This window comes from Reyranella sp. (genome assembly GCF_004296935.1).
Lineage (GTDB): Bacteria > Pseudomonadota > Alphaproteobacteria > Reyranellales > Reyranellaceae > Reyranella.
The window spans coordinates 1-25,459 of the sequence record NZ_SCVH01000145.1; the positions used below are offsets into that span (position 1 = coordinate 1).

The window sequence follows — 25,459 nt, forward strand, 5'->3', positions numbered from 1 at the left end:
CGACCAGGGCGCGGGCGATGGCCAGTGGCGTCTGCCCGATGTCGCGCACCGCGATGCCCTCGGCGATGGTGTCGCCGCCCGCCGTGACGCTCTCGCCGGCCAGAAGCTGGCGCATCGCCGAGTAGCCGGCCGACTCGACGCCGATCACTTTCAGGTCGGGCTTCAGGCCGCGCGCCGCCACGGCGCAGCCGGCGATCATGCCGCCGCCCCCGACCGGGACCACCAAAGTGTCGAGCTCGGGCACGTCCTGAAGCATTTCGAGTGCGATCGTGCCCTGGCCCGCGATGACTCGCGGATCGTCGTAGGGATGCACGAACACCAGCTTTTCGGCGGCGGCCACGCGATGGGCCTCGGCGGCGGCCTCGGCCAGCGTGTCGCCCAGCAGCACGACCCGCGCGCCATGATCGCGCGTGTGCTTCACCTTCGTATTGGGCGTGAAGGACGGCATGACGATGGTGGCGGGAATGCCGAGGCGCCCGGCGTGATAGGCGACGCCCTGGGCATGGTTGCCGGCCGACATGGCGATGACGCCACGCTTGCGCTCCTCGTCGCTGAGCTGCAGCAGGGTGTTGAGCGCGCCGCGCTCCTTGAACGAGGCGGTGAACTGCAGATTCTCGAATTTTATCCAGATGTCGGCACTGGCGATGCGCGACAGGGTCTTGCTGTGCAGGCAGGGCGTATGGACCACGGCGCCGGCGATACGCGCCGCAGCCGCGCGGACATCGTCCAGCGTGACGGGAAGGGGAGAAGCCATCACGCCGCCAGACGGCGGTCGATCCAGTCGCGGGTGCGGTACCAGGCGCCGATCAAAGGGAGATAAAGCGACGGATCGCCGTTGTAGAGCGGATGCTCGGGGAACTCGCGGCCGTCGAAGGCATTGACCGATGCGTTGGAGCCGCCCGCGATCTTCCGCGCCGTCTGCGTGCCGAGATAGGTCATCATGGCGACACCGTTGCCGTTGCAGGCGAGCAGGTAATGCATGCCGTCGTCGGTGCCCATGTGCGACATCGAATCGAGCGCGAAGGCCACGTTGCCCGTCCACACATGCGTGATTCGGATACCCTCGAGCTGCGGGAAGCGGTCGATCATGTACTGGTACAGGATCGGCGCACTCACCTCGGGTGCCGCCGCGGTGAAACGGGCGCGGCCGCCGAAGATCAGGTGCCTGCCGTCGGGCGAGGGCCGGTAATAGGTCAGCACCCGCTTGGTGTCGCCGATCGAGCGCATGTGCGGGATCAGCTCGGTTGCCGGCATCGGCAGCTCTTCGGTCGCAATGATGTGGCTCGCCACCGGCACGACGCGCATCTTCAGCTTCGGCGTCAGGTCGCCGGTATAGCCGTTGGTCGCGATCACGACCTCGCGGCAGGCGATCGGCCCCGTGGCCGTCAGTACGCGCCAGCCGCCGCCGGTTTTCTCGATACGCTCGGCCTCGAGGTTGCCGCACAGGATCGCGCCCTGCCCGTGGGCCGCTTCGAGCAGCCCCTTGTAGTAGCGCGCGGGATGGAGATGGCCCCCGCGCTTCACGTACATGCCGCCGTAGTAATAGTCCGACGCCATCATCTCTCGCACGCGCTCGCGCGGGATCATCTCGGCGCCGACATCGGCGTACCGGTTGAACATCTCGACCTTGGACGCCTGGTCGTCGTAATGCTTGGGCGTCCAGGCGCCGGTGAATCGGCCGTTGGTGATCAGGCCGCAATCGATCTTCTCGCGCCCGATGATGTCGATCAGCGTGTTGAGCGAATCGATGCCGCTGCCCAGGAAGGCCGCCTTGTTCGCGGCGAACTCCGCGTCGACCTTGGGGTTCTTGCCGCCCAGTCCCTTGGAGATGTTGGTGCCGCCCGAGATCATGCCGCCGTTGCGCGTCGAGGCACCGATGCCGAACACGCCGCGTTCCAGCACCACGCAATCGATATTGTTGCGTCTGAGCTCGAGTGCCGTCGATAGGCCGCCGTAACCTGCGCCCACGATCACCACGTCGGTTTTGGCCGGCGGGTCGACGCTCAGCGCGTTGTTGGGCGTCCACGCCTCCCACCACCAGGGCTGGGCCCTGAAGTCGGGATGGAAGATGTCGGTACGCATCAGAAATCCGTCACTTTGCCGTTGAATTGCCAGTCGCCGTAGCGCGTCGGTTCGGGGCCGGGCGGGCCGCCGATTTCCTCGACCTTCTTGGGCTTTTCGGATGGCACGGGCTTTTCGGGCTCGGCTTTTGACGCCTCGGGCGAGGCTTTGGGCTTGTCGTCGGTCATGCCGGCATGATGCCTCGGACCGCCTTGATTCGCCACAGTTGGCAACCATCTTTCCCGCCATGAACTACTTCAAGACTGCCCTCCTTCTCGCGGCCCTCACCGGCTTCGTCCTGGTCGCAGGCTATTTGCTGGGCGGCCAATCCGGCCTCGTCATCGCTCTGGTCGCGGCGCTCGGCATGAACCTGTTCGCCTACTGGAACAGCGACAAGATGGTGTTGCGCATGAGCAACGCGCAGGAAGTCGGACCCAACGAGGCACCCGAGCTCTACGGCATCGTCCAGGGCTTGGCCGATCGCGCCGGCCTGCCGATGCCGCGCGTCTACGTGATCGACGAGGAGCAGCCCAACGCTTTTGCCACCGGGCGCAATCCCGAGAACGCCGCTGTTGCCGCCACCACCGGCCTGCTGCGCTATCTCAGCCGCGAGGAGATTGCGGGTGTGATGGCGCACGAGCTGAGCCACGTCCGCCACCGCGACACGCTGATCATGACCATCGCCGCCACGCTGTCGGGTGCCATCGGCATGTTGGCGAGCTTCGGCGGCCTGATGGGCGGCGGCCGCGATTCCGAAGGCCGGCCTCTGGTCAATCCGATCGTGGCCATTGCCGCCATGATCCTGGCGCCGCTCGCCGCGGCGCTGGTGCAGATGGCGATCAGCCGCGGCCGCGAATACGAAGCCGACCGCATGGGCGCGGAGATCTCCGGCCAGCCGCTGTGGCTCGCCTCGGCGCTGGCCAAGCTCCACGCCGGCACGCAGCAGATCCCCAACCGGGCGGCCGAAGCCAACCCGGCGACGGCGCACATGTATATCGCCAACCCGCTTTCTGCCGGCGGCATGGCCAGCCTGTTCTCGACCCATCCGCCGATGGAAGAGCGCATCGCGCGTCTTGAGGCGATGGCCGGCCAGATGGGCGGCGGTTATCGCTCGGCACCCCGGCCGAATACCAACCCGTGGACGACTGCCGTCCCGCAGGCGCCGCGTCGCGGCCCCTGGGGCTAAGGGCCTACTTCTCGACGATCTTCCAGAACGAGTCCTTCTTGGTGACCTTGCCGTCCCGGAAGCTGTAGAAGTCGCAACCGCGTGCTTCGACGCGCTCTCCCGCCGGCGTCGTTCCGGTCACGGTCCATTGCGAAATGCCCATGTCACCGTCGACGTAGTGACTGTCGTTGCCGTAGTGGACGTCCGGCAGGCCGGTGAAGCGGGCGCGCAGGCCTTCACGGATGGCAGCGAGGCCGACATAGCGCCGGCCCCAGGGATCGGGCCCGCGCGGCATTTCCAGGACGGCATCGTCGGCGAAGAAGCTCATGATGCGGTCGAGATCGTGGTCGTTGAATGCTTGAGCCAGGGCCTTCAAGACGGAAAGGCTGGCGCCGGACGAGCTCATGACGACCTCCCTTTTCAGATCTTGGGCGGCAGCGCCGCGGGCTCCTCGCCAAGATCGACGTCCAAGATGCGCTGGCCGCGCTTGGTGATGCGGTCGGCCGACGTATCGACCTCGCGCAGGTCCTTCTCGGTCATGGCGAAGTGCGCTTTCAGCTTCTCGACCCGGTCGTCGAGCCGCCGGACGTCCTCCAGCAGCAGCCCGACCGTCTTCTGGATCTCGCCCGCCTGCTCGCGCATGCGCACGTCCTTCAGGACGGCGCGTACGGTGTTCAGTGTCGCCATCATGGTGGTGGGCGAGACGATCCAGACGCGGGCGCGGTAGGATTCTTCGACCAGGCCGGTGAAGTTGGCGTGCAGCTCGGCATAGACCGCTTCCGAGGGCAGGAACATCAGGGCCGATTCGGCAGTTTCGCCGGACACGATGTATTTGTCGCGGATGTCGCCGATGTGCTTGCGGATCGCCAGCTGGAAGCCGCGCTGGGCGACGGCGATCGCCGCCGTGTCGCCCGCCGCGACGGCGCGCAGCGCGCTATAACTTTCCAGCGGGAACTTGGCGTCGATGGCGATCGAGCCTGGCGGATTGGGCAGGTGCAGAAGACAATCCACGCGCACGCCCGAAGACAGCGTTGCCTGGAATTCGTAGGCCGAGGGCGGGAGCGCGCTCTGCACCAGGTCGTTCAGCTGGACCTCGCCGAAGGCGCCGCGCGCCTGCTTGTTGGACAGGACCTCCTGGAGGCTCACGACCTGGGTCGAGAGCTCGCCGATCTTCTTCTGCGCCTCGTCGATGCGGACCAGCCGCTCGCGCAGGTCGGTGACGATCTGGCCGGTCGCCTTCTCGGTGCGGTCGAGCCGCTCGTCGACGACCTTGCTGAGGGCCTGTTCCTGCTCGCGCAGCGAACGCTCGACCCGCTGGACGGTTTCGGCCTGCTGGCTGAGCGCCAGGGCGAGATGCTGGCGCATCTGTTCGGCGTCGCGGCTGCCACCGCCCTGGCGTACCAGCAGGATGGCCAGGACCACGACCAGCAGGATCACGGCGGCGAGAAGGACGATCGTCAGGGTATCCATTGCCCCTTTATAATCCGCCGCCTCGACAAGCGCACGGCCGGCCGGTAATCCAGCGTCCGATGGTTCCCAAACACGATCCCGACGTCTGGCTGTTCGACCTCGACAACACGCTCTATCCGGCGCGCTGCAATCTGTTCGCCCAGATCGACGTGCGTATCGGCCGCTACATCTCGGACTGGCTGAAGGTGACGCCGGAAGAGGCGCGGGTCGTGCAGAAGCAATACTGGCGCGACCACGGCACCTCGATGCGCGGCATGATGAGCCTGCACGGCGTCGACCCGACGCACTACCTCGACTACGTCCACGACATCGACTACTCGCCGGTCGAAGCCAATCCCGCGCTGGAAGCCTCGCTGAAAGCCCTGCCGGGCCGCAAGATCATCTTCACCGCCGGCGACGTGCCGCATGCCGAGCGCGTCATGGAGCGGCTGGGCGTGGCCCATCATTTCGAGGCCATCTTCGACATCGTGGCCGGCGAATACTGGCCCAAGCCGCACAAGCAGATCTACGAGAAGCTCGTGAAGCAGCACAACGTCGACCCGACGCGGGCCGCGTTTGCCGACGACATCGCAGTCAATCTCAAGCCGGCGGCCGACATGGGCATGCGCACGGTGTGGATCCGCACCGACGAGAGCGTGAAGCGCGCGGCCGACATCAATCTCGACCATATCCACCATCAGACCGACGACCTCGCGACGTGGCTCGCCGAGTGGGTGGCGGAACGGAACAAGGCGGAGAGAAAAGCGTGAAAATCCTCATTCTCGGCGCCGGCGCGGTCGGTGGTTATTGGGGCGCGCGCCTGCATCAGTCCGGCGCCGACGTCACTTTCCTGCTGCGCGAGAAGCGCGCCGAGAAGGTGCGCAAGGAAGGCCTGGTGGTGAAAAGCCCGAAGGGTGACGCCGTTCTGCCGGTCAAAGTCGTGACCAAGGGGAGCGAAGGCGGGCCCTATGACATCGTCGTGCTGGCCTGCAAGGCCTACGATCTCGGCTCGGCGATCGATTCGATCGCGCCGGCGGTCGGCAAGGACACTACCATCGTGCCGATGCTGAACGGCCACGCCCATTTCGCCACGCTCGACCAGACGTTCGGTGCGGCCAGGGTCGCAGGCGGCCTCGCCCGCATCTCGGGCATGCTGGGCCCCAACGGCGAAATCCTGCATTCGGGTGCTTCCGGCGTGTCCTTCGGCGAGCGCGACGGCAAGCCCACGCGCGCCGCCCTCAAGGAACTCGACGCCGCCTGCAAGAAGGCCGGTATCGAGGGCGGCATCAACCCCAATATCAACCAGGATCTCTGGGACAAATGGATCATGCTGGCCACCATCGCCGGCATGTGCGCCTCCATGCGCGGCACCGTCGGCGACATCATGGAGGCCGAGGATGGCGCCGCCATCGTGGCCGAGACCCTGGAGGAGAGCCGCAAGGTGGCCACGGCTGAGGGCCACGCGCCCAGCGACACGGTTCTGGCCGGCCTAAAAACCATGCTGACGAGCAAAGGCTCGAAGGCGGTGGCGTCGATCCTGGGCGACATGGAGAAAGGCGGTCCGGCCGAGGGCAAGCAGATCGTGGGCGACATGCTGGCCCGCGCCCGCAAGGCGGGCATCGCCGCTCCCAACCTGCGCTTTGCCTATGCCCATCTCCAGGCCTATGAGGCGCGCCGCGCGCGGGGCGGTCTCAAGTGAAAATTCTCATCCTGGGCGCCGGCGCGATCGGCGGCTATGTCGGCGGCCGTCTCCACCAGAGCGGGGCCGACGTGACGTTCCTCGTGCGCGAGAAGCGGCGCGAGGCGCTGACGCGCGACGGCCTGGTGATCAAGAGCACCAAAGGCGACATCACCCAGAAGGTAAAGACGGTTCTCAAGGGCAGTGAAGGCGGCCCTTACGATGTCGTGATCCTGACCTGCAAGGCCTACGATCTCGACTCGGCGATCGACGCCATCGCTCCGGCGATCAGCGCGAACACCACGATCGTGCCGCTGCTGAACGGCATCCGCCATCTCGATACGCTCGACGCCCGCTTCGGTGCCGACAAGGTGGTGGGCGGACTTGCCCGTGTCGGTGTCGCCATGAACGACAAGGGTGAAATCGTGCATACCAGCCCGTTCGCCGCCATCTCCTTCGGCGAACGCGACGGGAAGCCTGCGCGTCCGACACTGGTCGACCTCGATGCGTCGATCAAGAAGTCGGGTGTCGATGGAGGGCTGAACGCCAACATCGTCCAGGATCTCTGGGACAAATGGATCATGCTCTGCACACTGGCCGCGACATGCTGCCTGATGCGCGGCGCCTCGGGTGACATCCTGGAAGCCGATGAAGGCCGTGCGATCGTGCTGGAAACGGTCGACGAGGGCCGCAAGGTGGCGGCCGCCGCCGGCCACGATCCCGGCGAGAAGGGCATCGCGACCATCCGCTCGTTCCTGACCGTGAAGGGCTCGAAGTTCACGGCCTCCATGCTGCACGATCTCGAGAAGGGCGCGATGGTCGAGGCCGACCATGTGGTGGGCGACATGATCGCGCGGGCGAAGAAGGCCGGCATCGCCACGCCCAACCTGCGCCTGGCCTATGCCCATCTCCAGGTCTATCTGGCGCAGCGCGCCCGCGGCGGCATCGGCAAGCCGGCGCTGTGACCGCCGCCTAGAAGCCGTAGAGTTCGGCCGGGTTGTCGACCAGGATACGCTGGCGCACGGCCTTGTCCGGCACCCAGTCGAGCAGCATGTCGGCCAGCGTTCCGTCGTTGGGCATCGGGATCGGGCACATCGGGTGCGGCCAGTCGGTGCCCCACAGGATGCGGTCCGGCTGCCGCGCGACCAGGGCGTGGGCGAACGGCACGGTATCGTCGTAGGGCAGATGGCGGCCCGCCGTGATGCGGTAGGGACCCGTCAACTTCACCCAGCAATTGCCGTCGGCCACGCGGTCGAGAAAGCCGCGATAGCGCGGATGGTCGATCCCGAGGCTCGTCGGCATGTAGCCGAAGTGCCCGATCGAGATCGGCACCGGCAGCGTGCCGAGCTCGGCCATGTCGGCATCATGCACATGGAGCAGGAACTCGATGTGCCAGCCGAGCGGTTTCAGCCGCTCGGCGACGCGGCGCAGCTCGGAGAACGACTTAAAGGGATTGCCGCCGGGGTCGGCGAGATTGACGCGAATGCCGCGCGCGCCCCTGGCGTGCATTGCCTCGAGCGCGCGATCGGTGATGCTCGCGTCCACCGAGACCACGGCGCGCAGGCGGCCGGGATGCGCCGCCACGTAGTCGAGGGTCGCTCTGTTGTCGGTGCCGTAGACGCTGGGCTGGGTGATGACGCCGCGCGTGACGCCCAGCATCTTGTGCAGATGCTCGTAGGCGGCCGGCAGCGCGTCGGGCGGCGTGTAGCCGCGCGCCGGCGACCATGGATATTTCTCGTCCGGCCCGAAGATGTGGGCATGGCTGTCGCAGGCGTTGGCCGGCATCGCAAACTTGGGCTTGCGTGGCGCCGGATCGGCGGGAGGGCAGGGCTTCTGCGGCACCCCGGTCATGAACGGGGCATCATTGCGCGGCCCTCATTGTGCGGCGAGCGCGCTGTGACGGCCGAGCGAATCGTTGAATTTGTCGAGCACGTGGCCGGGGCCCTTGGCGAGCGTGGCGTAGTCTTTGCCATCGAAGGTGCGGATGCCATTGCAGAAGACGCCGTGCACGCCGGTCGGCCGGCGGATGGTACGCCGGCCGCCGCCCGGCAGGTCGGCAACCCGCTCGGCCGGGGTGACGCCGACGGTGGCGGGATCGAACAGCAGCAGGTCGGCCTGGGCGCCGAGCGCGATGCGGCCGCGGTTCCGGATGCCGTAGAGATCGGCCGGATGGCTGGTCAGGCGCCGGATGCCTTCGACGATGTCGAAATCGCCGCGCTCACGCACCCAATGGCTGAGGAAATGCAGGCCGAAACCGGCATCGCACATGTAGATAAGGTGTGCGCCGGCATCGGAGAGCGCCACCACGCCCGCCTCGTGCTTCAAAAGGCGCGCCACGCCCTCGTCACCGACATTGAGGAAGCGGCCGAGGAAGGCGGTTTCCAGCCCCTCGTCGAGGCTGAGGTCGAGCATGACATCGAGCGGATCGCGGCCCTCGGCCTTGGCGATCTCGTGGAGGTAGCGGTTCACGTATCTGGCGTTGGCGGGCTTCTGCGCCACGGCCACCATGACGCGGTCCCAGTTGCCCTGGAAGATCATGCCAGGCCGCGGGTTCTTCGCATTCTCGCGGAATTTGTCGCGCCACGACGGATCGCGATAGACGGCCGCGAGCTGCTCGGGCGTAAACGCCTTGATCGGGTCGAAGGCGGAGTGGCTATAAAACGGATAGGCGTTGGCCATCGTGAAGTCGAACGACAGCGGCTGGCAGGGGATCTGGACGTAGAGGCCGTTGCCGCGGCGGATGGCGGCGGCGCAGGCGTCGAAGATGCCGAGCGCGCGCGCCGGCTCCTGCTCGTTGTACATCGCCATGCCGGTGCCCTGGAAAAACGGCCGGCCATATTTTGCCGCCATCGGCTCCAGCTCCGCCGGCGTCTTGACGCCCGAGGCGATAGCGATGACGCCCTTGCCGCGCGGTCCCATCGCTCCGACAAGCGCGTCGAGCTCCGACAGGGGTGCGATGGTGGACGGCATCGGCACGCCGCCATAGCCCGAATGGTTGAGCGAATAGGAGGCGCCGAGGCCGATCGCGCCGTGGGCCATGGCGTCGGCCACCATCGCCTTCATCTTCGCGATTTCTTCCGGTGTCGCCTCGGCGCGCTGCGAGGCCGCCTCGCCCATCACGGCGGTGCGGATGGTCGAATGGCCGGACAGCACGGCGAGGTTTGCGTAGGCGCCGCGGCGGCGCAGCATCGCTATGTAGTCGCCAAAGCTTTCGAAATCCCAGGCGATGCCCTGGCGCAGCGCATCGAGATCCATGCCCTCGACGACCGAGAGGTTGCGGATCACCAGGTCGCGCACGGCAGGCGGCGCCGGCACGATGCCGAAGCCGCAATTGCCGATCACCGCGGTGGTGACGCCGAGCGACGGCGAAGGCGAGAGCGTCGTGTCCCAGGTGACCTGTGCATCGTAGTGCGTGTGCACGTCGACGATGCCGGGCGCCAGGGTGAGACCGCCGGCATCGATCGTCTCGGCGCCACTGTCTTTGATATCGTCAATCGCGGCGATGCGGCCGTCCTTGACCGCGAGGTCGGCGCACTTGGGTTCATGACCGAGGCCGTCGACGATGGTAGCGCCGCGAATGACGAGATCGTACATCACTGCCTCCGTCCGCTGAGGGCCCCGTAGGCCGCCAGCGCCGCGTGATTGACCAAGTCGCTGACCGTGGCGCCCATCTGGACGATCTGGACCGGCTTCTGCAGGCCGTCGATCACCGGGCCGATGACCGTCACGCCGCCCAGCCGCTGCATCAGGCGCGAGGAAATGTGCGCCGAGTGCAGTCCTGGCATCACCAGCACGTTGGCCGGGCCGGTGAGGCGGCAGAAGGGATAGGTCTCGCGAAGCAGCTCGTAGTCCAGCGCCATGTCTGCCTGCATCTCGCCGTCGAACTCGAAATCGACATTCTCGGCCTGCAGGATGCGGATCGCCTTGCGGATGCGGTCGATGCGCTCGATCTCGCGGCTGCCGAAGTTCGAGAACGACAGGAACGCGACTCGTGGCTCGTGGCCCATCTGCCGCGCGTTGCGCGCCATCTGGCGGGCGATGATGGCGAGTTGCTCGGCCGATGGCGTCTCGTTGATCGCGGTGTCGGCCAGGAATACCGTGCCGTGGCGCGCCACCACGATGGAGTAGCCCATCGGCACCTTGTCGGGCTCGATGTCGATGACGCGCTTCACGTCGGTATAGCACTCGGGGAATCGGCGCGTGATGCCGGTCACCATGCCGTCGGCGTCGCCCATTGCCACCATGCAGGCGCCGAACACGTTGCGGCCCTGGTTGACCATGCGCTGCACGTCGCGGTGCAGGTAGCCGTCGCGCTGCAGCCGGCCGTAGACCAGATTCGTGTAGGGCGCGTTGCGCGTCGAGAGCCGGGCGTTGTGGATCTCCATGCCCGATGCATCGTTGATGCCGAGCGTCTTCATGGTCTCGCGGACCTGCTCCTCGCGGCCGATCAGGATCGGCGTGCCGTAGCCGTTGTCGCGGAACACCACGGCGGCGCGGATGGTGCGCTCCTCCTCGCCCTCGGCGAAGACGATGCGCTGCGGATTGGCCTTCACCTGGTCGAACAGGCTCTGCAGCCAGTGGCTGGTCGGGTCGAGGCGGCCGGAGAGGTCGCGGCGATACTCCGCCATGTCGGCTATCGGCTTGCGCGCCACGCCGGAGTCCATGGCGGCCTGGGCCACGGCGGACGACACCGCCGAGATCAGGCGCGGGTCGAACGGCACCGGCACGACATAGTCGGGGCCGTAGCGCAGCCGGCGGCCGGAGTAGGCGCGGTCGACCTCGTCGGGCACGTCCTCGCGCGCGAGCTTGGCCAGCGCTTCGGCCGCGGCCACCTTCATCTCCTCGTTGATCGTGCTGGCGCGCACGTCCAGCGCACCGCGGAAGATATAGGGAAAGCCCAGCACGTTGTTGATCTGGTTGGCGTAGTCGCTGCGGCCCGTGGCGATGATGGCGTCGGCGCGCACGGATTTCACGTCGTCGGGCGAGATCTCCGGGTCCGGGTTGGCCATGGCGAAGATGATCGGCTTGGCCGCCATCGACTGGACCATCTCCTTGCTCACCGCGCCCTTGACCGACAGGCCGAAGAAGACGTCGGCGCCCTTCATGGCCTCCTGCAGCGTGCGCGCCTTGGTGCGCACGGCGTGGGCGCTCTTCCACTGGTTCATGCCCTCGGTGCGGCCCTGGTAGATGACGCCCTTGGTGTCGCAGAGGATGGCATTCTCGTGCGGCAAGCCCATCGCCTTCACGAGCTCGATGCAGGCAATGGAGGCGGCGCCGGCGCCGTTCACCACCATCTTGATGTCCTTGATATTGCGGCCGGTGAGGTGCAGCGCGTTGATCAGGCCGGCCGCCGAGACGATGGCGGTGCCGTGCTGGTCGTCGTGGAAGATCGGGATGTCCATCAGCTCGCGCAGGCGCTGCTCGATGATGAAGCACTCCGGTGCCTTGATGTCCTCGAGGTTGATGCCACCGAAGGTCGGCCCGAGATAGCGCACGGCATTGACGAACTGGTCGACGTCCTTGGTGTCGACCTCGAGGTCGATGCAGTCGACGTCGGCGAAGCGCTTGAAGAGCACGGCCTTGCCTTCCATCACCGGCTTGCCGGCCAGCGCCCCGATGTCGCCCAGGCCGAGCACGGCGGTGCCGTTGGAGATCACGGCCACCAGGTTGCCCTTGATGGTGTAGTCGTAGGCGAGCGAGGGGTCCTTTTCGATCGCGAGGCAGGGCGCGGCGACGCCGGGCGAATAGGCCAGCGCCAGGTCGCGCTGGGTCACCAGCGGCTTGGTGGCCACGATCTCGATCTTGCCGGGCCGGCCGGACGCGTGCATGCGCAGCGAATCTCCGTCGAGATCGCCCATTTCGTTGCTGACCATCGCTTCCGAGCTTTTGCTCGCCATCGTTTCACTCCCGGTTGAGGGGACATATTGGCGAGATTCACAGGCCTGTGCCAGCCAATGCTCCTGGCGGCAATACGCCGGCCCGCATGGCGGGCTATACTGAGGGGTGATGCCCGACAGCAGTTCCGCAGTCTCGACAATCCCGGCCGACGCGACGCCGATGATGCGCCAGTACCTGGCGATCAAGGCGCAGCATCCGGACCATCTGGTGTTCTACCGGATGGGCGATTTCTACGAATTGTTCTTCGACGATGCCGTTAAAGCGTCGGCGGCGCTCGACATTGCGCTCACCAAGCGCGGCCAGCATCTCGGCGAAGACATCAAGATGTGCGGCGTGCCGGTGCACAGCCACGAGGCCTACCTGTCGCGCCTGATCCGCCAGGGCTTCAAGGTCGCGGTCTGCGAGCAGGTCGAGGATCCGGCCGAGGCCAAGAAGCGCGGTGCGAAATCCGTGGTCGAGCGTGCTGTGGTGCGGGTCATCACGCCCGGCACCTTGACCGAGGATTCGCTGCTCGATGCGCGCAGCCACAACTATCTGGCCGCCATCGCCGAGGCCCAGGGCGAGCTGGCCTTGGCCTGGCTCGACCTCTCGACCGCCGATTTCGCCACCCAGCCGGTTCTGCCGTCCCAATTGGCCGCGGCGCTGGCGCGGCTGGCGCCGGGCGAGTTGCTGCTGCCCGACCGGCTGCTGGCGCGTGAGCCGTTGAAGGCGGCGCTCGAGGACTGGTCCTCGGTGCTGACGCCGCTGCCCTCGGCGCGCTTCGACAGCGACAACGCGCGCAAGCGCCTGCAGTCCGCGTTCAATGTCGCGGCACTGGAGAGCTTCGGCGCGTTCTCGCGGGCCGAGGTCGCGGCCTGTGGTGCGCTGCTCGACTACGTCGAACTCACGCAGGCCGGCAAGCGGCCGGCGCTGGCGCCGCCGCGCCGCGAACGCGCCGACGGCACGATGGAGATCGATCCCGCGACGCGGCGCAACCTGGAGCTGGTGAAGAGCCTCGACGGAAGGCGCGACGGCACCCTGCTCGCCACCATCGACCGCACGCTGACCGGTCCCGGCGCGCGCCTGTTGGCCGAGCGCATTGCTGCCCCGCTCACCGACCGCGCCGGGATCGAGCGGCGGCTCGACCTGGTGCAGCTCTTCGTCGAACGGCCCGCCGTGCGCGAGCGGGTGCGCGAGGCGCTCAAGCGCACGCCCGACATCGAGCGCGCGCTGACCCGCCTCAGCGTCGGCCGCGGCGGCCCGCGCGATCTCGCGGCACTCCGCGACGGACTCGATTCGGGCGAAGCGCTGGCGGCCATGCTCGGCGCCGAGCCCGAGGCGCTGGCGCCGCCGCCCGCACCCTTGGGCGAGATCGTGGCGGCCTGCTCGAACCACCGGCCGTTGATCGACGCGCTGGCGGCGGCGCTGGCCGACGAGCCGCCGCTGTTCGCGCGCGACGGCGGTTTCATCCGCACCGGCTATCGCGCCGAACTCGACGAGCAGCGCACGCTCCGCGACGACAGCCGCAAGACCGTGGCGGCGCTGGAGGCGAAGTATCGTGCTTCGACCGGCGTCGCGACGCTGAAAATCCGGCACAACAACATGATCGGCTATCACATCGAGGTGACGGCCACGCATGCCGACAAGCTCGATCTGGCGGCGCTGGGGTTTGCGCGCCGGCAATCGATGTCGAACGCCACGCGCTTCAACACGCCCGAACTGGCCGATCTCGAAACCCGCATCGGCCGCGCCGCCGACCAGGCGCTGGCCCTGGAACTGGCGATGTTCGAGCAGCTGGCGGCAGGCGTGCTGGCCGTATCGACCGCCGTGGCCGCCGCCGGCCGCGCGCTCGCCAATCTCGACGTGGCCGCCGCACTCGCCGAACTCGCGACTAGCGGCCACTACACAAGGCCGGTGCTCACCGACGATCCGGCCTTTGTCCTAAAAGGCGGCCGCCATCCCGTGGTCGAGGCGGCGTTGCTCCGGCAGGGCGGTTCGGGCTTCGTGCCCAACGATTGCGACCTCGGCTCGGAGCGCCGGCTGTGGCTGCTGACCGGCCCCAACATGGCCGGCAAGTCGACCTTCCTGCGCCAGAACGCGCTGATCGCGGTGATGGCGCAGGCGGGCTCCTTCGTGCCGGCCGAGGCCGCCACCATCGGCATCGTCGATCGCCTGTTCAGCCGCGTCGGCGCCGCCGACGATCTGGCGCGTGGGCGCTCGACCTTCATGGTCGAGATGGTCGAGACGGCCGCCATCCTCAACCAGGCAACGGGACGCAGCCTCGTCATTCTCGACGAGATCGGCCGCGGCACCGCCACCTTCGATGGTCTTTCCATCGCCTGGGCGACGCTCGAGCATCTGCATGACGTCAACAAGTGCCGGGCGCTGTTCGCCACCCACTTCCACGAGCTGGGCGCGCTGAAAGAGCGTCTGGCGGCACTTGCGCCGCACACGATGCGCGTCAAGGAATGGCAGAACGAGGTCGTGTTCCTGCACGAGGTGGCGCCGGGCGCCGCCGACCGTTCCTACGGCATTCATGTCGCCCAGCTCGCCGGCCTGCCGGCCGCCGTCGTGGCGCGCGCCGAGCAGGTGCTGGCGGCATTGGAAAAGGGCGAGCAGTCGGGCGCTGTGAGCCGCCTCGCCGACGACCTGCCGCTGTTTGCGGCAGCCCCCGCGCGCCCGGCGAGCGGCACGGCCAAGACCACCGAGTCCGACGTCGAGAAGGCGCTGGCATCGGTCAATCCCGACGAACTCTCGCCCAAGCAGGCGCTGGAGATGCTCTACGAGCTTCGGCGCAAGTTGCCCTAGATCGCCTTCCGGGCCAGCGCGGCGCCTTCGGCCAAGGCGCGCAGCTTGCCGTAGGCGACGCCCAGCGTCATCGGCGCCATGCCGCAGTTGGTGCAGGCCTGGATGCGCTCGGGATCGACGAATTTGGTCGCGAGCTTCAGGGTTTCCGCCACTTGCTCGGGCGTTTCGATCTTGTCGGACGCCACGTCGATGGCGCCGACCAGGACGGTCTTGGTCTTCAAGAGCTTCATCAGCTCGGGCGGCACATGGCTCTCCCGGCATTCCAGCGAGACCTGCTGGATCTTGCTGCGGTCGAGCGCCGGGAAGGTCTGCTCGTACTGACGCCAGCTCTCGCCCAGCGTCTCCTTCCATTTGTTGTTGGCTTCGATGCCGTAGCCGTAACAGATGTGCACGGCCGTCGTGCATTTGAGGCCTTCGGCCGCCTTCTCCAGCGCCGGCACGCCCCACTCGACGGTCTCGTTGAGGTAAACGTTGAAGGCCGGTTCGTCGAACTGCACGACATCGACGCCGAGCTTCTCGAGGTCCTTGGCTTCCTGGTTCAGCAACTCGGCAAAGGCGAAGGCCATTTTTACGCGATCGCCATAGAAGCCGTCGGCCAGGGTGTCGATCAGCGTCATCGGGCCGGGCAGGGTGAACTTGAGCTTGCGCGAGGTGGCGGCGCGGGCGACGCGGGCCTCGCGCTCGTGCACGAACTTGCGGCGCTTGAGCGCGCCCGTGACGGTCGGGCAGTCGGCGTCGTAGCGGTTGTTGCGGATGCCCATGCGGACCTTCTTGTCGAAGTCGACGCCGTCGACCTCGGCCAGGAAGCCATGCACGAAATGCTGCCGCGCCTGCTCGCCGTCGCTCACGATGTCGAGGCCGGCCTCTTCCTGGCGGCGGATGGCGAGCAGGGTGGCGTCGTCCTTGGCCTCGAACAGCGGCGCGCCCGACAGCGTCCATGGCGCCCACAGTACGTTGGGCGTGGCCAGCCACGACGGCTTGGGCAGGCTGCCGGCAAGAGTGGTCTCGAACATGTCGTCTCCTCCAGATTCATTGTCCTCCCCTTTGCGGACTCCGCAAAGGGGAGGTGCCTCGTCTTACGAGGCGGAGGGGTCATAGGCCACATGTCGAGGCCGATGACCCCTCCGCCCGCTTCGCGGGCACCTCCCCAGCGCGGGTTCCGCGCTAGGGAGGAGTAAGTGCTGCGGCCATCGCCGGTTGCGCCTCGGGCGGCAGGATCTGGCCATAGGTCCCCGGCGCGCGCCACTGCAGGGTGCCGAAGGCGCCGCAGCTCTCGCAGACGGAGCGCCAGGTCTCGTGATGGGCGCCGCAGGCGGTGCAGGACCATGAACGGTCGGCCGGCGCCTCGGCGGCGCGCGCCAGCCAGTCGTGCACCTTGGCCTGTTCGGCGTTGGCGCGTTCCTCGACTTCGGCCATCAGGCGGCAGACGCGGACCGGGGGCGAGGTGCCGCCCGCCGTCTCGAGCTGGCGTCGCGCCTCGCCCCACAGGCCCGCGTCGAGCGAGGCCTTGGCCAGGGCGAGATGGCTTTCGATGTCGTCGGCATTGCGCGTCACCAGCCGGCGCACGACGCCGATGCGCTTCAACGGTTCGGACTCGCCCGACGCCTTGAGATAGATCTCGACCAGATCGGGATGCGGCGCCACCGACCAGCCGCGCTCCAGTGTCTTCAGCGCGCGCTTGGCGTCGCCCGCCTTGAGCTGCAGCTCGGCCAACCGTTCGGTCGCCGCGATTCGCTCCGGCGCCAGGCCAAAGGCTTCTCGCGCCAGCGCGAGCGCGTCGGCCTCGCGACCGTCGCGCTCGGCCTCTCGGCTGCGCTCGACCAGCAGCAACGCTTTCAGCCCGCGGCCCTTGTCGGCGGCCACGACCTTGCGGCGAATGCCCTGGTCCAGCGTTTCCTGGGCCGCCTTCCACTGGCCGGCCTGGGCCTGCATGTCGAACAGCGAGTGCACGACCCACGGCGTCTGCGGCCTGAGCGTGAAGGCGCGTTCGGCGTAGCCCAGCGCCTTGGTCTGGTCGCCATCGCGCAGTGCCTGGCCGATCAGGCCGCGCAGGCCGAGGAAGGCCATCTGGTCGTCCTTCAGCATGGCGTCGAACGCCCGCTTGGCGCCGTCGCGATCGCCGGTGAGCTGGGCGGCCTGGGCCGACAGCAGCAGCGTGAGCGCGGGCTCGGCCAGAAGCTGCTCGGCCTTGCGGGCGTGCTTCTGCGCCTCGGCGCCGTCGCCGGCGGCGACCGCGGCCAATCCCTGGGTCAGCGCGCGGTAGCCGCGCTGGCGGCGGCTTTCGCCCCAGCCTTCGAGCAGGGCGCCGGGGGCGCCCACGATCCAGCGATAGAGCAGCCACGCCGCGACGCTCAGCAGAACCAGCCCCACGATGGCGACCAGCACCACGCCGACATTGGTGTCGAGCCGCCAGCCCTGCCATTCGGCGGTGAGCGTGCCCGGCCGCTCGGCCAGCCACACCGCGCCCAGCATCGCCGCAGCCGCGATCGCGAACCAGATCAGGATGCGGACTGTCGTCATGGACATCTACCGCGCCGCGCCGAGCAGGGTGACGGCATGGGAAGAGAGCTGGTCGACCGCGCGCTTGGCCGCCAGATGGGCCTCGGCGCGCGCCAGCCACGCCGACGTCGCCTTGGCGGTCTGCGGCGGCAGCGACTTCACGAGATCGACCGCCTTGGCGAGATCGCCGGCTTCCAGCGCCGCTTCGGCGCGCGCCAGCTTGGCCTCGACCGCATCGCCCGGGACGTCGGCGCCGACCCGGCGCAGCGACACCAGGCCCTTGATCTTGCCCAGCAGCCGCTCGCCGAAAGAATCGTCGGCGAGATCGTCGGCAAGGGCTGCCTTGGCGACGGCGGGGAAAGCGGCCATGAGCGCCACGCGCGAGGCGACGCCGGCCTGGGCGTAGGGCTGCAGGGCAGCGATGATCTCGCTCAGCCTGGAGTCACCTTGCGCCAGCGGCGCGAGCAGACCGAGTTCGGGGGCGAAGGGCAGGCCGGATTCCAGCGCCGAGCTGAGGCGGGCCGCGACGCCGATCACCGCCGAGGCGCGCGCGGCACCCAGTGCTTTTTTCTCGCCGGCGCCGACGGCGCTCGCCTCGGCGCGCGCCCTGTCGACGGTGTCAGCCAGGGCCTTGGCTTGCTCGCGCTGGCGGGCCGTCTCGTCCTTCTGACCGGCCATCGCCTGGTCGAGCGTCTGCAGGGCTGAGCGTAGGGTCGCGATCTCGAGGCGAAGCGCCGCGAGATCCTTGTCGGAGTCGGGCGATGCCGGCGCCGGCGGCGTGGCGGCCTGGACCGCCTTTCTCGCTTCGGCAATGGCCTTCAATTCCTCCTCGGCGCGTCTGCGTGCAGCCTCGGCTTCGGCGAGCATGCGCGTTTGCTGTTCGATGCGGCCTTTTTCCGCGTCGGCCGTCGCACTCGGGCGTGGCGGCTCGGCGGCGGTAGCCGAGAGCGCGCGCACGCGCTTCTCGAGATCGTCGATGCGCGCGCCCAGGTCGCGCCGGGAAGCCTCGACCGCGGCATTGGCAATTGCGGTGGCATCGGCGCGCACGGCCTGCAGGTCGATTGCCGGTGTCGGGGCGGCTGCCTCCCCCTGTCCGCGCCACATCGCGCGGATCTCCTCGGGCCAGAACGGCAACGTGATCATCGCGCCCACCAGCACCAGGACGGCGGCGATCAAGCCGGTGATGAAGGCGCCGAACACGCCGAGGCCGCGCCGGCCCGTGACGGATGTTGGCGTGACGGGGGGCGGCGCTGAGGGCGTCGATGAATCGGGCGCAGGAGAAGGTGTGTCGCTCATGGTCCGCGCTCCTTGTACGCCGGCTTCGGCCAGCCGGTCGATCTCATCCAGCACCGCCTGGCGGGTGGGTCGCACCGCCGCGACGGTCGCCTTGAAGGGCAACGCCGCCAGGGGGTCGAGGGCGGCGGGGCTGATGGCAATGGCGGTGACGTCCCGCAGCGAGTCGGCCAGGCCCGCGTCGCCGACCAGCTTGGCAAAGGCCGAAGCCGCGCGCGACGAAAAGAACGTTGCGGCATCCAGCGCACGGGCGGCCAGCGCAGCGCGCGCCGATTCCGGCAGCACGCTTTCCTCGCGGGCGTCGTACAGCGCGAAGCGATGGACCTCGAAACCGTCGGGCGCCAGCGTTTCGGCGAGATCGAGTGCCACATCGACGCCGGAGACGTGGACCAGCGATCCCTTTTTTGGATCGAGGCCGCGCCGGACCAACGCAGCCAGTGCCGTGCCGTCGCCCGCCGCCGAGACGACGGCGGCGAAGCCCAGGCCCTCGGCCGTCGAGGCCGTCGTGTCGCCGACCGCGAGGATCGGCTTGCCACGCTGCTCGCTCGCTTCGGCCAGCGCCCGCGCGCCGTTGGCGCTGGTCAGCAGCACGGTCTGGCAGGCCGCAAGGGCGTCGGCGAAGTCGGGTGGCGGCCGCAGGATTTCCAGCCTGAACAGCGGCGCGATGACCGGCACATGGCCGCGTTCGATCAACGCCGTCGCCAGCGCCGTCGCCTCGCGTTCGGGCCGGGTGATCAGGACGCGCATGCGCTCTCCGTAGCCGGGGCTCCGTGCTGGCGCAACGGCAGACAGGCTAGAGGAGGATCACGCCCTCGATCGCCAGGAGCTGGCGCTTGGTCGGCAAGCCGCGCCCGCCGGAGAAGCCGCCTTCCTTGCCGCCCGCGCCCAGCACGCGGTGGCACGGCACGATGATCGGAATGGGATTGCGTCCGCACGCCATGCCAACGGCACGCGGCCCCGAGCCCAGCGCCATCGCCATGCCGCCATAGGTCGCGGTCTCGCCGAACGGGATCTCGCGCATCATCGCCCACACCCGCTTCTGATAATCAGTGCCGCGGGCGGCGAGCGGCAATTCGAAGCGGCGGAGTTTGCGGTTGAAGTAGCGGTCGAGCTGGCGGACCGCTTCCTTGAGCACCGGGCTGGGCTTGGCGGCCCCTGTCACCGAAGAGGCGGCCCGCTCGCCCGCACTCGCCCAGCGCACGCCGGTCACGCAATCGTCATCGGCTTCGAGCGCCAGACGGCCGACTGCACTGTCTATGTAACAAATCGACATGCGGGAAGCGTAGCGGCGCCGCCCGGCATTTGCCAACATGGCCCCGATGTCCGGGGGAGAGAAAATCAGGGGCTCCGGCCCCGGAAGACGCGCCTTGCTGGGCGGTGCCGCTGCATTGCTGCCGGCGCTGGCGCCCATGCTCGCCCACGCCCAGCAGCCGGCGCCGCGGCAGGCGCCGCCCGCACCGACCGGACCGCGGCGCCAGCCGCCGGCCGAGACGGGGCTGCCGCCGGTGGTGTTCGTGCACGGCAACGGCGATTCGAGCGCGCTCTGGATCAACAATATCTGGCGCTTCGAGGCCAATGGCTATCGCCGCAACCAGCTCTTCGCCATCGACTTCTCCTATCCCAATGCCCGCCGCAACGATGCCAAGCCCGAACCGTTCCGGTCCTCGACGGAGGACCAGATGAAGGAACTGGCGGTGTTCGTGACCCAGGTGCGCGCCGCCACGCGCCGCCGCCGGGTGGCACTGATCGCCTCGTCGCGCGGCGGCAACGCGGTGCGCAACTATCTCAGGAACGGCGGCGGTGCGGAGTTCGTGAGCCATGCCGTGCTGTGCGGCACGCCGAACAAGGGCATCGTGATCTCCGAGACGTTGCTGCCCGGCAGCGAGTTCAACGGCGCCTTTCCATTCCTGAAAGGTCTCAACGCCGGCGCCGACGACCTGATTGCCGGCGTCGATATGATGGCGATCCGCTCCGACAGGTTCGACAAGTACGCCCAGCCCGACGGCCGCTTCGTCGGCGCGCCGGGCAAACCGACCGGCGTCGGCTTCGATGCCACCGAGCTGCGCGGCGCCAGGAACGTCACCCTCGACGGGCTCGATCATCGCGAGGTGGCGTTCCACAAGCTCGCCTTCGCCGCCATGTACGAACACATCGCGGGCAAGCCGCCGGGCAGCATGTTCATTGCCCAGGAGCCGCTGCCGGTGCTGAACGGCAGGGTCACCGGCATCGCCGACGGCCTCTACACCAACATCGCCGTGGCCGGCGCCGAGGTCGAGATCTACGAAATCGACACAAAGACCGGCGAACGCAAGAGCGCCGTGGCGGTGCATCGCAAGACGACGGGCGAGGATGGCATCTGGGGCCCCTTCATCGCGCGCTCAGACATGAACTACGAGTTCGTGTTGCGCATGTCGGCGCAGCCGGTGACCCACACCTACCGCTCGCCGTTCCTGCGCTCCAGCGACCTCATCCACCTGCGCCCCGCCCAGTTCGCCAAGGGCGACGAAGGTGCGGGCGCGGTCGTGGGCATGAGCCGGCCGCGCGGCTATTTCGGCGTCGGCCGCGACAAGTTCTCGCTCGACGGCAAGGTGCCGCCCGGCATCAACGACGGCGTGCCCGGCGCCTCGACCGGCAAGCTCGCCTTCGACACCCAGCCGCGCACGGTGGTGGCGGTGCTGAACAACGAGACGATCCCGACCCGGACCTGGCCGGCCAAGGACAATCACCTGGTGATCGCGGAGTTCCTGAACTGAGTCTGACCCCCTCCGCCCTTCGGGCACCTCCCCCGCTTCGCGAGGGAGGAGAAGGAGATCAGACTCCTCCCCCGTAATCGGGGGAGGTGGCGCGTAGCGCCGGAGGGGGCTTACTTCTCGTATCGGTACTTGAAATCGCAGTGGCTGGCGCCGCCCATGATGGTCTGGCTGCGCTCGAGCTTGAGCTTGGGGTCGTAGCCTTCGCAGAAGGCGCCATCGCGGTTGCACGACAGCAGGGCGCCGATCTCGCCCAGGCCCATCGCCTTATAAGTCTCGGCGTAGCGGCAGCGGGTGACATTGAAGGTGAAGGTCGTGGCGGTCTGTTCCTTGACCTCGATCTCGAGCGCCCCGCCCTTGGTCCAGAGCGGCATCACGTCCTGGAAGGCCTTTAGTGATGTGCCGCCGGGCGCGGCGGCTGCGAACTGGCGGGCCTGCTCGATGGCCGAGCGCCGCACCGATTCGGAGATGGTCCGGCGGGCAACGGCCTCGCCGTGGCTCGCCTTCAGGGTCTCGTAGACCTCCTTCAGGATCTCGGCCTCGATCTTGCGCTTGTCGAGCATCGACAGGCCGTCGGGATGGGGGGCCATCTTGACGGGAGATTGGCTCATGGGCTGCCTCCAGATTGGATTTTCGAACCTACTCTTTCTTCTCCTCCCCCGGAAACGGGGGAGGAGAAGAAAGGAGGAGCATCTTGACATCGGGGCCTCGCGATGAAATATCCGCCCCACCATGAAGCCGTTCGCCCTCCTCCGGTCGCGACGCCGCCGCTTTGAAAAGCGGTGCGAGATCGCGCGCGCGTAACAAACGCGCCGTATCGTGAAGCCGCTGGAGAGGATCAGGCGGCTTCCCACTTTCCTTCTTCTCCAGTCGGCCAACTCCCCAAGGCCCTGAATTTGCGAGAGAGAAGACCATGACCACGAACAAGACCAAGGTATTCATCGACGGCCAGCACGGCACCACCGGGCTGCAGATCCACGACCGGCTGAAGAACCGGCCCGACATCGAGCTGCTCGAGCTGCCGATGGCCGACCGTAAGGATCTGGGCAAGCGCGCCGAGATCGCCAAGGCCGCCGACATCGCCGTGCTCTGCCTGCCCGACGCCGCGGCCAAGGAGCTGGTGGCGGCGCTGGGCAACGCCGACACGGTCGTCATCGACGCCTCGACGGCCCATCGCGTCGCCGACGGCTGGACCTACGGCTTCCCGGAGATGACCAAGCAGCACCGCCAGAAGCTCAAGGAGTCGAACCGCATCACCAACCCGGGCTGCTACCCGACCGGCGCCATCGCGCTGCTGCGGCCGCTGGTCGAGGCCGGCGTCGTGCGTGCCGATTCGACGCCCGCGGTGTTCGGCGTCTCGGGCTACACCGGCGGCGGCAAGGAGCTGATCGCCGTCCATGAGAAGGCGGGCGTCGAGCCGTTCGGGCTCTACGGGCTCGAGCTCACGCACAAGCACGTGCCGGAGATGAAGAAATATTCCGGCCTCACGCACTCCCCGCTGTTCGTGCCGTCGGTCGGTCACTATGCCCAGGGCATGCTGATCACCGTGCCGATCACGCGCGACATCACCACCAGGCAGGTCACGGCCAAGGACGTGCACGGCATCCTGGCCGACTACTATGCCGGCGAGCAGTTCGTGCCGGTGCGGCCGCTCGCCGACCGCGCGTGGCTGGAGCGCGACCGGTTCCTGCGCGCCGACCGGCTGATCGACACCAACACGATGGAACTCGCGGTCTACGGCAACGATGCCGAAGGCAACGTGCTGGCCGTGGCCTCTCTCGACAATCTCGGCAAGGGCGCGTCGGGTGCCGCGGTGCAGTGCATCAACCTCAAGACCGGAGTCGACGAGGCGACGGGCCTCGCCGTCGCCTGATCGTGAACCCCGGGACGCCGACGCTGCGGCAGGCCGCGGCGTCGGATGCCGCCGCCGTGCGGGCGCTCGTGCGCGCCGCCTATGCCAAGTGGGTGCCGGTGATCGGTCGCGAACCTAAGCCGATGGGCGCGGACTACGAGAAGGCGGTCGTGCGCCATCGGGTCGACCTCGCCTATCTCGGTGACGAGCTCGCGGCGCTGATCGAGACCATCGACGGCACCGATCATCTGCTGGTCGAGAACGTCGCCGTGGCGCCCGCCTTCCAGGGGCAGGGCCTCGGCCGGTTCCTGATGGCCCATGCCGAGCGTCTCGCGGTCGAGCAGGGCCATGCCGAGATGCGCCTCTACACCAACCAGCGCTTCGCCGAGAACATCCGGCTCTATCTCGCTCTCGGCTACCGCATCGACCGCGAGGAGGAGTCCGCGCTCGGCGTCACGGTCTATATGAGCAAGCCGCTATGAGCACCCCCATGAGCATTCGCGTCGGTATTGTCGGCATCAGCGGTTTTGGCGGCGGCGAGGCGATGCGCCTGGTCGCGAGCCACCCTTCCTTCGAGCTGGTCTACGCCGCGGGCGAGGGCAGCGCCGGCAGCCGGTTGGTGGACCGCTTCCCCGGTGTGCCGGCCAAGCTGGCCGAGCTGGTGATCGAGAAGTGGGATCCCGAGAGCTTGCCTAAGCTCGACGTGCTGTTCGCGTCGCTGCCCACGGGCGCCTCGGCCGAGGCGCTGGCGCACGTGCCTCCGGACGTGAAGATCGTCGACATCGGCGGCGACCACCGCTACGTCGAGGGTTGGGCGTATGGCCTGGCCGACGTCTGGCCAACCCGGATCGAGGGCCGGACCCGTGTTGCCAACCCCGGCTGTTATCCCGCAGCGACGCTGACCGCGCTGGCGCCGCTGCTGGCCGACAGGCTGATCGAGCCCGGCAACATCGTGATCGACGTCAAGACCGGCATCTCCGGTGCCGGCCGGGGCGGTGCCGACAGCAGGTTCGGCTACGCCGAGAGCAACGAGAACCTGGTGCCCTACAGTCTGCTCAAGCACACCCACATGCCCGAGATCGCCAGGACGATCGAGCGGCTGAGCGGCGGCAGCGCATCAGGGCTCGTGTTCACGCCGCACCTGGTGCCGATGACCCGCGGCGTGCTCGCCACCATCTACTGCCGCGGCAGCGCCACCACGGACCAGTGCCTCGACGCGGCCCGGCGCTTCTATGCCGGGCGGGCGTTCGTCCGCGTGACTGACAAGCCGCCGCAGACCAAATGGGCTACCGGCTCGAACCTCGCGTTCGTCGGCTACGCGGCCGATCCGGAGCGCAACCTGGTGATCGCGATGGGCGTGGTCGATAATCTCGGCAAGGGAGCCGCGGGCCAAGCGGTGCAGAATGCGAACCTGATCTGCGGCCTGCCGGAAACCGCGGGGCTCGAGGGCGTGCCTGTTTGGCCATGATGAAGGCGGGGCCTCCGGGCAGCCATTCAATCCGCTTCGCAGGTCCTCTAGAAGCCGGGAGCCGACACGCGGCTTTCTGAATGCGTCATGATCTGATTCAACATCAGCATGATCCGCCTCCACACCAACCAGCGCTTCGCCGGGAACATTCGGCTCTATCTCGCGCTCGGCTATCGCATCGACCGCGAGGAAGAGTCCGCGCTCGGCGTCACGATCTACATGAGCAAAGCCACGCCGCCCTAGGCGAGGAAAGAGTTGCAAGTTCAGCAGGTTTATGCTAACAATTTCGACAGGCTGGCGCGTGGATTGCGCCGGCCATTTTCGTGTCCGGCCCGTCCTGCCGCAGGGCGTTTGCGTCTGCGACGGGCACCGATCGTCAGGAGCAGGCCACGGCAACGCCTCCGCCAGCGGCACAGCACCGCGATTCGGACCTGTCGGCGAGAGCCGTCGGCGTTGTCCCGGAGGGTCGGCGCAACCCCTTGAGACATCGCCGGAATCCCGGCGCCGCGGTACAGGCTCCGGCACGGCTGGGGTTGTTTTACGGCACGTTTCGTGTGCC

23 protein-coding genes are annotated in these 25,459 nt (G+C 68.0%); 10 read left to right on the plus strand and 13 right to left on the minus strand.

From position 1 onward, the window contains the following. The 3 genes from EPO55_RS20210 to EPO55_RS20220 all read right to left on the minus strand — a co-directional run. Nucleotides 1-754: pyridoxal-phosphate dependent enzyme (locus EPO55_RS20210; RefSeq protein WP_296339009.1), on the minus strand; the 754-nt coding region annotated here is incomplete at its 3' end. Further along, nucleotides 754-2,082 carry an FAD-binding oxidoreductase gene (locus EPO55_RS20215; protein ID WP_296339010.1) on the minus strand — a complete coding sequence of 443 codons (1,329 nt, stop codon included), beginning with the start codon at nt 2,080-2,082 and terminating at the stop codon, nt 754-756. The genes EPO55_RS20215 and EPO55_RS20210, both read right to left, overlap by 1 nt. After that, nucleotides 2,082-2,249: a succinate dehydrogenase assembly factor 4 gene (locus EPO55_RS20220; protein ID WP_296339011.1), complete on the minus strand. Its 168-nt coding sequence runs from the start codon at nt 2,247-2,249 to the stop codon at nt 2,082-2,084. Before EPO55_RS20220 ends, EPO55_RS20215 begins: the two co-directional genes overlap by 1 nt. A 59-nt stretch (nt 2,250-2,308) precedes the next feature. Between EPO55_RS20220 and htpX the strand changes: the two genes are divergently transcribed. Further along, nucleotides 2,309-3,247 (plus strand): zinc metalloprotease HtpX, encoded by a 939-nt coding sequence (gene htpX / locus EPO55_RS20225; RefSeq protein ID WP_296339189.1) that lies wholly within the window; start codon nt 2,309-2,311, stop codon nt 3,245-3,247. 4 nt (nt 3,248-3,251) lie between these two features. On the opposite strand, the gene EPO55_RS20230 is transcribed toward htpX, so the two are convergent. Together EPO55_RS20230 and rmuC are read right to left on the minus strand one after the other, a co-directional pair. Then, nucleotides 3,252-3,632 (minus strand): nuclear transport factor 2 family protein, encoded by a 381-nt coding sequence (locus EPO55_RS20230; protein ID WP_296339013.1) that lies wholly within the window; start codon nt 3,630-3,632, stop codon nt 3,252-3,254. Between the two features lie 14 nt (nt 3,633-3,646). Further along, nucleotides 3,647-4,696: a DNA recombination protein RmuC gene (gene rmuC / locus EPO55_RS20235; protein WP_296339014.1), complete on the minus strand. Its 1,050-nt coding sequence runs from the start codon at nt 4,694-4,696 to the stop codon at nt 3,647-3,649. Between the two features lie 59 nt (nt 4,697-4,755). Here rmuC and EPO55_RS20240 point away from each other — a divergent pair, with 59 nt between their 5' ends. Genes EPO55_RS20240 through panE form a run of 3 tightly spaced genes read left to right on the plus strand, consistent with a single transcriptional unit; the run spans nt 4,756 to nt 7,318 of the window. After that, nucleotides 4,756-5,445, plus strand: a complete 690-nt coding sequence (locus EPO55_RS20240; protein ID WP_296339015.1) for a pyrimidine 5'-nucleotidase — start codon at nt 4,756-4,758, stop codon at nt 5,443-5,445. Further along, on the plus strand, nt 5,442-6,374 hold the full coding sequence (locus tag EPO55_RS20245) for a ketopantoate reductase family protein (protein ID WP_296339016.1): 933 nt from the start codon (nt 5,442-5,444) through the stop codon (nt 6,372-6,374). Before EPO55_RS20240 ends, EPO55_RS20245 begins: the two co-directional genes overlap by 4 nt. Continuing rightward, nucleotides 6,371-7,318 (plus strand): 2-dehydropantoate 2-reductase, encoded by a 948-nt coding sequence (panE, locus tag EPO55_RS20250; RefSeq protein WP_296339017.1) that lies wholly within the window; start codon nt 6,371-6,373, stop codon nt 7,316-7,318. The genes EPO55_RS20245 and panE overlap by 4 nt, the downstream gene beginning before the upstream one ends. A gap of 7 nt (nt 7,319-7,325) precedes the next feature. Here panE and EPO55_RS20255 read toward each other — a convergent pair whose 3' ends face one another. Genes EPO55_RS20255 through EPO55_RS20265 form a run of 3 tightly spaced genes read right to left on the minus strand, consistent with a single transcriptional unit; the run spans nt 7,326 to nt 12,250 of the window. Beyond that, nucleotides 7,326-8,204 carry an amidohydrolase family protein gene (locus tag EPO55_RS20255; protein WP_296339018.1) on the minus strand — a complete coding sequence of 293 codons (879 nt, stop codon included), beginning with the start codon at nt 8,202-8,204 and terminating at the stop codon, nt 7,326-7,328. Nucleotides 8,205-8,228: 24 nt separating this feature from the next. After that, the gene (locus EPO55_RS20260; RefSeq protein ID WP_296339020.1) at nt 8,229-9,947 is read right to left on the minus strand and encodes an amidohydrolase family protein; all 1,719 of its coding nucleotides are present in this window, start codon (nt 9,945-9,947) and stop codon (nt 8,229-8,231) included. Then, nucleotides 9,947-12,250 (minus strand): NADP-dependent malic enzyme, encoded by a 2,304-nt coding sequence (locus tag EPO55_RS20265; RefSeq protein WP_296339021.1) that lies wholly within the window; start codon nt 12,248-12,250, stop codon nt 9,947-9,949. The genes EPO55_RS20260 and EPO55_RS20265 overlap by 1 nt, the downstream gene beginning before the upstream one ends. A gap of 109 nt (nt 12,251-12,359) precedes the next feature. Here EPO55_RS20265 and mutS point away from each other — a divergent pair, with 109 nt between their 5' ends. After that, complete coding sequence (gene mutS / locus EPO55_RS20270; protein ID WP_296339022.1) at nt 12,360-15,038, plus strand: DNA mismatch repair protein MutS; 2,679 nt, start codon at nt 12,360-12,362, stop codon at nt 15,036-15,038. On the opposite strand, the gene EPO55_RS20275 is transcribed toward mutS, so the two are convergent. The 4 genes from EPO55_RS20275 to EPO55_RS20290 form a co-directional block, all read right to left on the minus strand. Next, nucleotides 15,035-16,051 (minus strand): methionine synthase, encoded by a 1,017-nt coding sequence (locus EPO55_RS20275; protein WP_296339023.1) that lies wholly within the window; start codon nt 16,049-16,051, stop codon nt 15,035-15,037. The genes mutS and EPO55_RS20275 overlap by 4 nt on opposite strands. 151 nt (nt 16,052-16,202) lie before the next feature. Next, nucleotides 16,203-17,558 carry a heme biosynthesis HemY N-terminal domain-containing protein gene (locus EPO55_RS20280; RefSeq protein ID WP_296339025.1) on the minus strand — a complete coding sequence of 452 codons (1,356 nt, stop codon included), beginning with the start codon at nt 17,556-17,558 and terminating at the stop codon, nt 16,203-16,205. A 6-nt stretch (nt 17,559-17,564) separates the two neighbouring features. Next, nucleotides 17,565-19,577, minus strand: coding sequence for a uroporphyrinogen-III synthase (locus EPO55_RS20285; protein WP_296339027.1), 2,013 nt, complete (start codon nt 19,575-19,577; stop codon nt 17,565-17,567). Between the two features lie 46 nt (nt 19,578-19,623). Then, nucleotides 19,624-20,103, minus strand: coding sequence for a methylated-DNA--[protein]-cysteine S-methyltransferase (locus EPO55_RS20290; protein WP_296339028.1), 480 nt, complete (start codon nt 20,101-20,103; stop codon nt 19,624-19,626). A gap of 94 nt (nt 20,104-20,197) precedes the next feature. On the opposite strand from EPO55_RS20290, the gene EPO55_RS20295 reads away from it, so the two are divergent. Continuing rightward, nucleotides 20,198-21,583: an alpha/beta fold hydrolase gene (locus EPO55_RS20295; protein ID WP_296339029.1), complete on the plus strand. Its 1,386-nt coding sequence runs from the start codon at nt 20,198-20,200 to the stop codon at nt 21,581-21,583. A gap of 110 nt (nt 21,584-21,693) precedes the next feature. Here EPO55_RS20295 and EPO55_RS20300 read toward each other — a convergent pair whose 3' ends face one another. After that, a complete protein-coding gene (locus tag EPO55_RS20300) occupies nt 21,694-22,191 on the minus strand; it encodes an L-2-amino-thiazoline-4-carboxylic acid hydrolase (protein WP_296339030.1) in 498 nt (165 codons plus the stop codon). Nucleotides 22,192-22,493: 302 nt separating this feature from the next. Here EPO55_RS20300 and argC (EPO55_RS20305) point away from each other — a divergent pair, with 302 nt between their 5' ends. The 4 genes from argC (EPO55_RS20305) to EPO55_RS20320 all read left to right on the plus strand — a co-directional run bounded on the left by argC (EPO55_RS20305) (nt 22,494) and on the right by EPO55_RS20320 (nt 25,143). Continuing rightward, a complete protein-coding gene (argC, locus tag EPO55_RS20305) occupies nt 22,494-23,453 on the plus strand; it encodes an N-acetyl-gamma-glutamyl-phosphate reductase (RefSeq protein ID WP_296339031.1) in 960 nt (319 codons plus the stop codon). A gap of 2 nt (nt 23,454-23,455) precedes the next feature. Next, a complete protein-coding gene (locus EPO55_RS20310; protein WP_296339032.1) occupies nt 23,456-23,914 on the plus strand; it encodes a GNAT family N-acetyltransferase in 459 nt (152 codons plus the stop codon). A gap of 8 nt (nt 23,915-23,922) precedes the next feature. Beyond that, nucleotides 23,923-24,900 carry an N-acetyl-gamma-glutamyl-phosphate reductase gene (gene argC, locus EPO55_RS20315; protein ID WP_296339033.1) on the plus strand — a complete coding sequence of 326 codons (978 nt, stop codon included), beginning with the start codon at nt 23,923-23,925 and terminating at the stop codon, nt 24,898-24,900. 108 nt (nt 24,901-25,008) lie between these two features. Continuing rightward, nucleotides 25,009-25,143 (plus strand): hypothetical protein, encoded by a 135-nt coding sequence (locus EPO55_RS20320; RefSeq protein WP_296339034.1) that lies wholly within the window; start codon nt 25,009-25,011, stop codon nt 25,141-25,143. Nucleotides 25,144-25,459 lie beyond the last annotated feature (316 nt).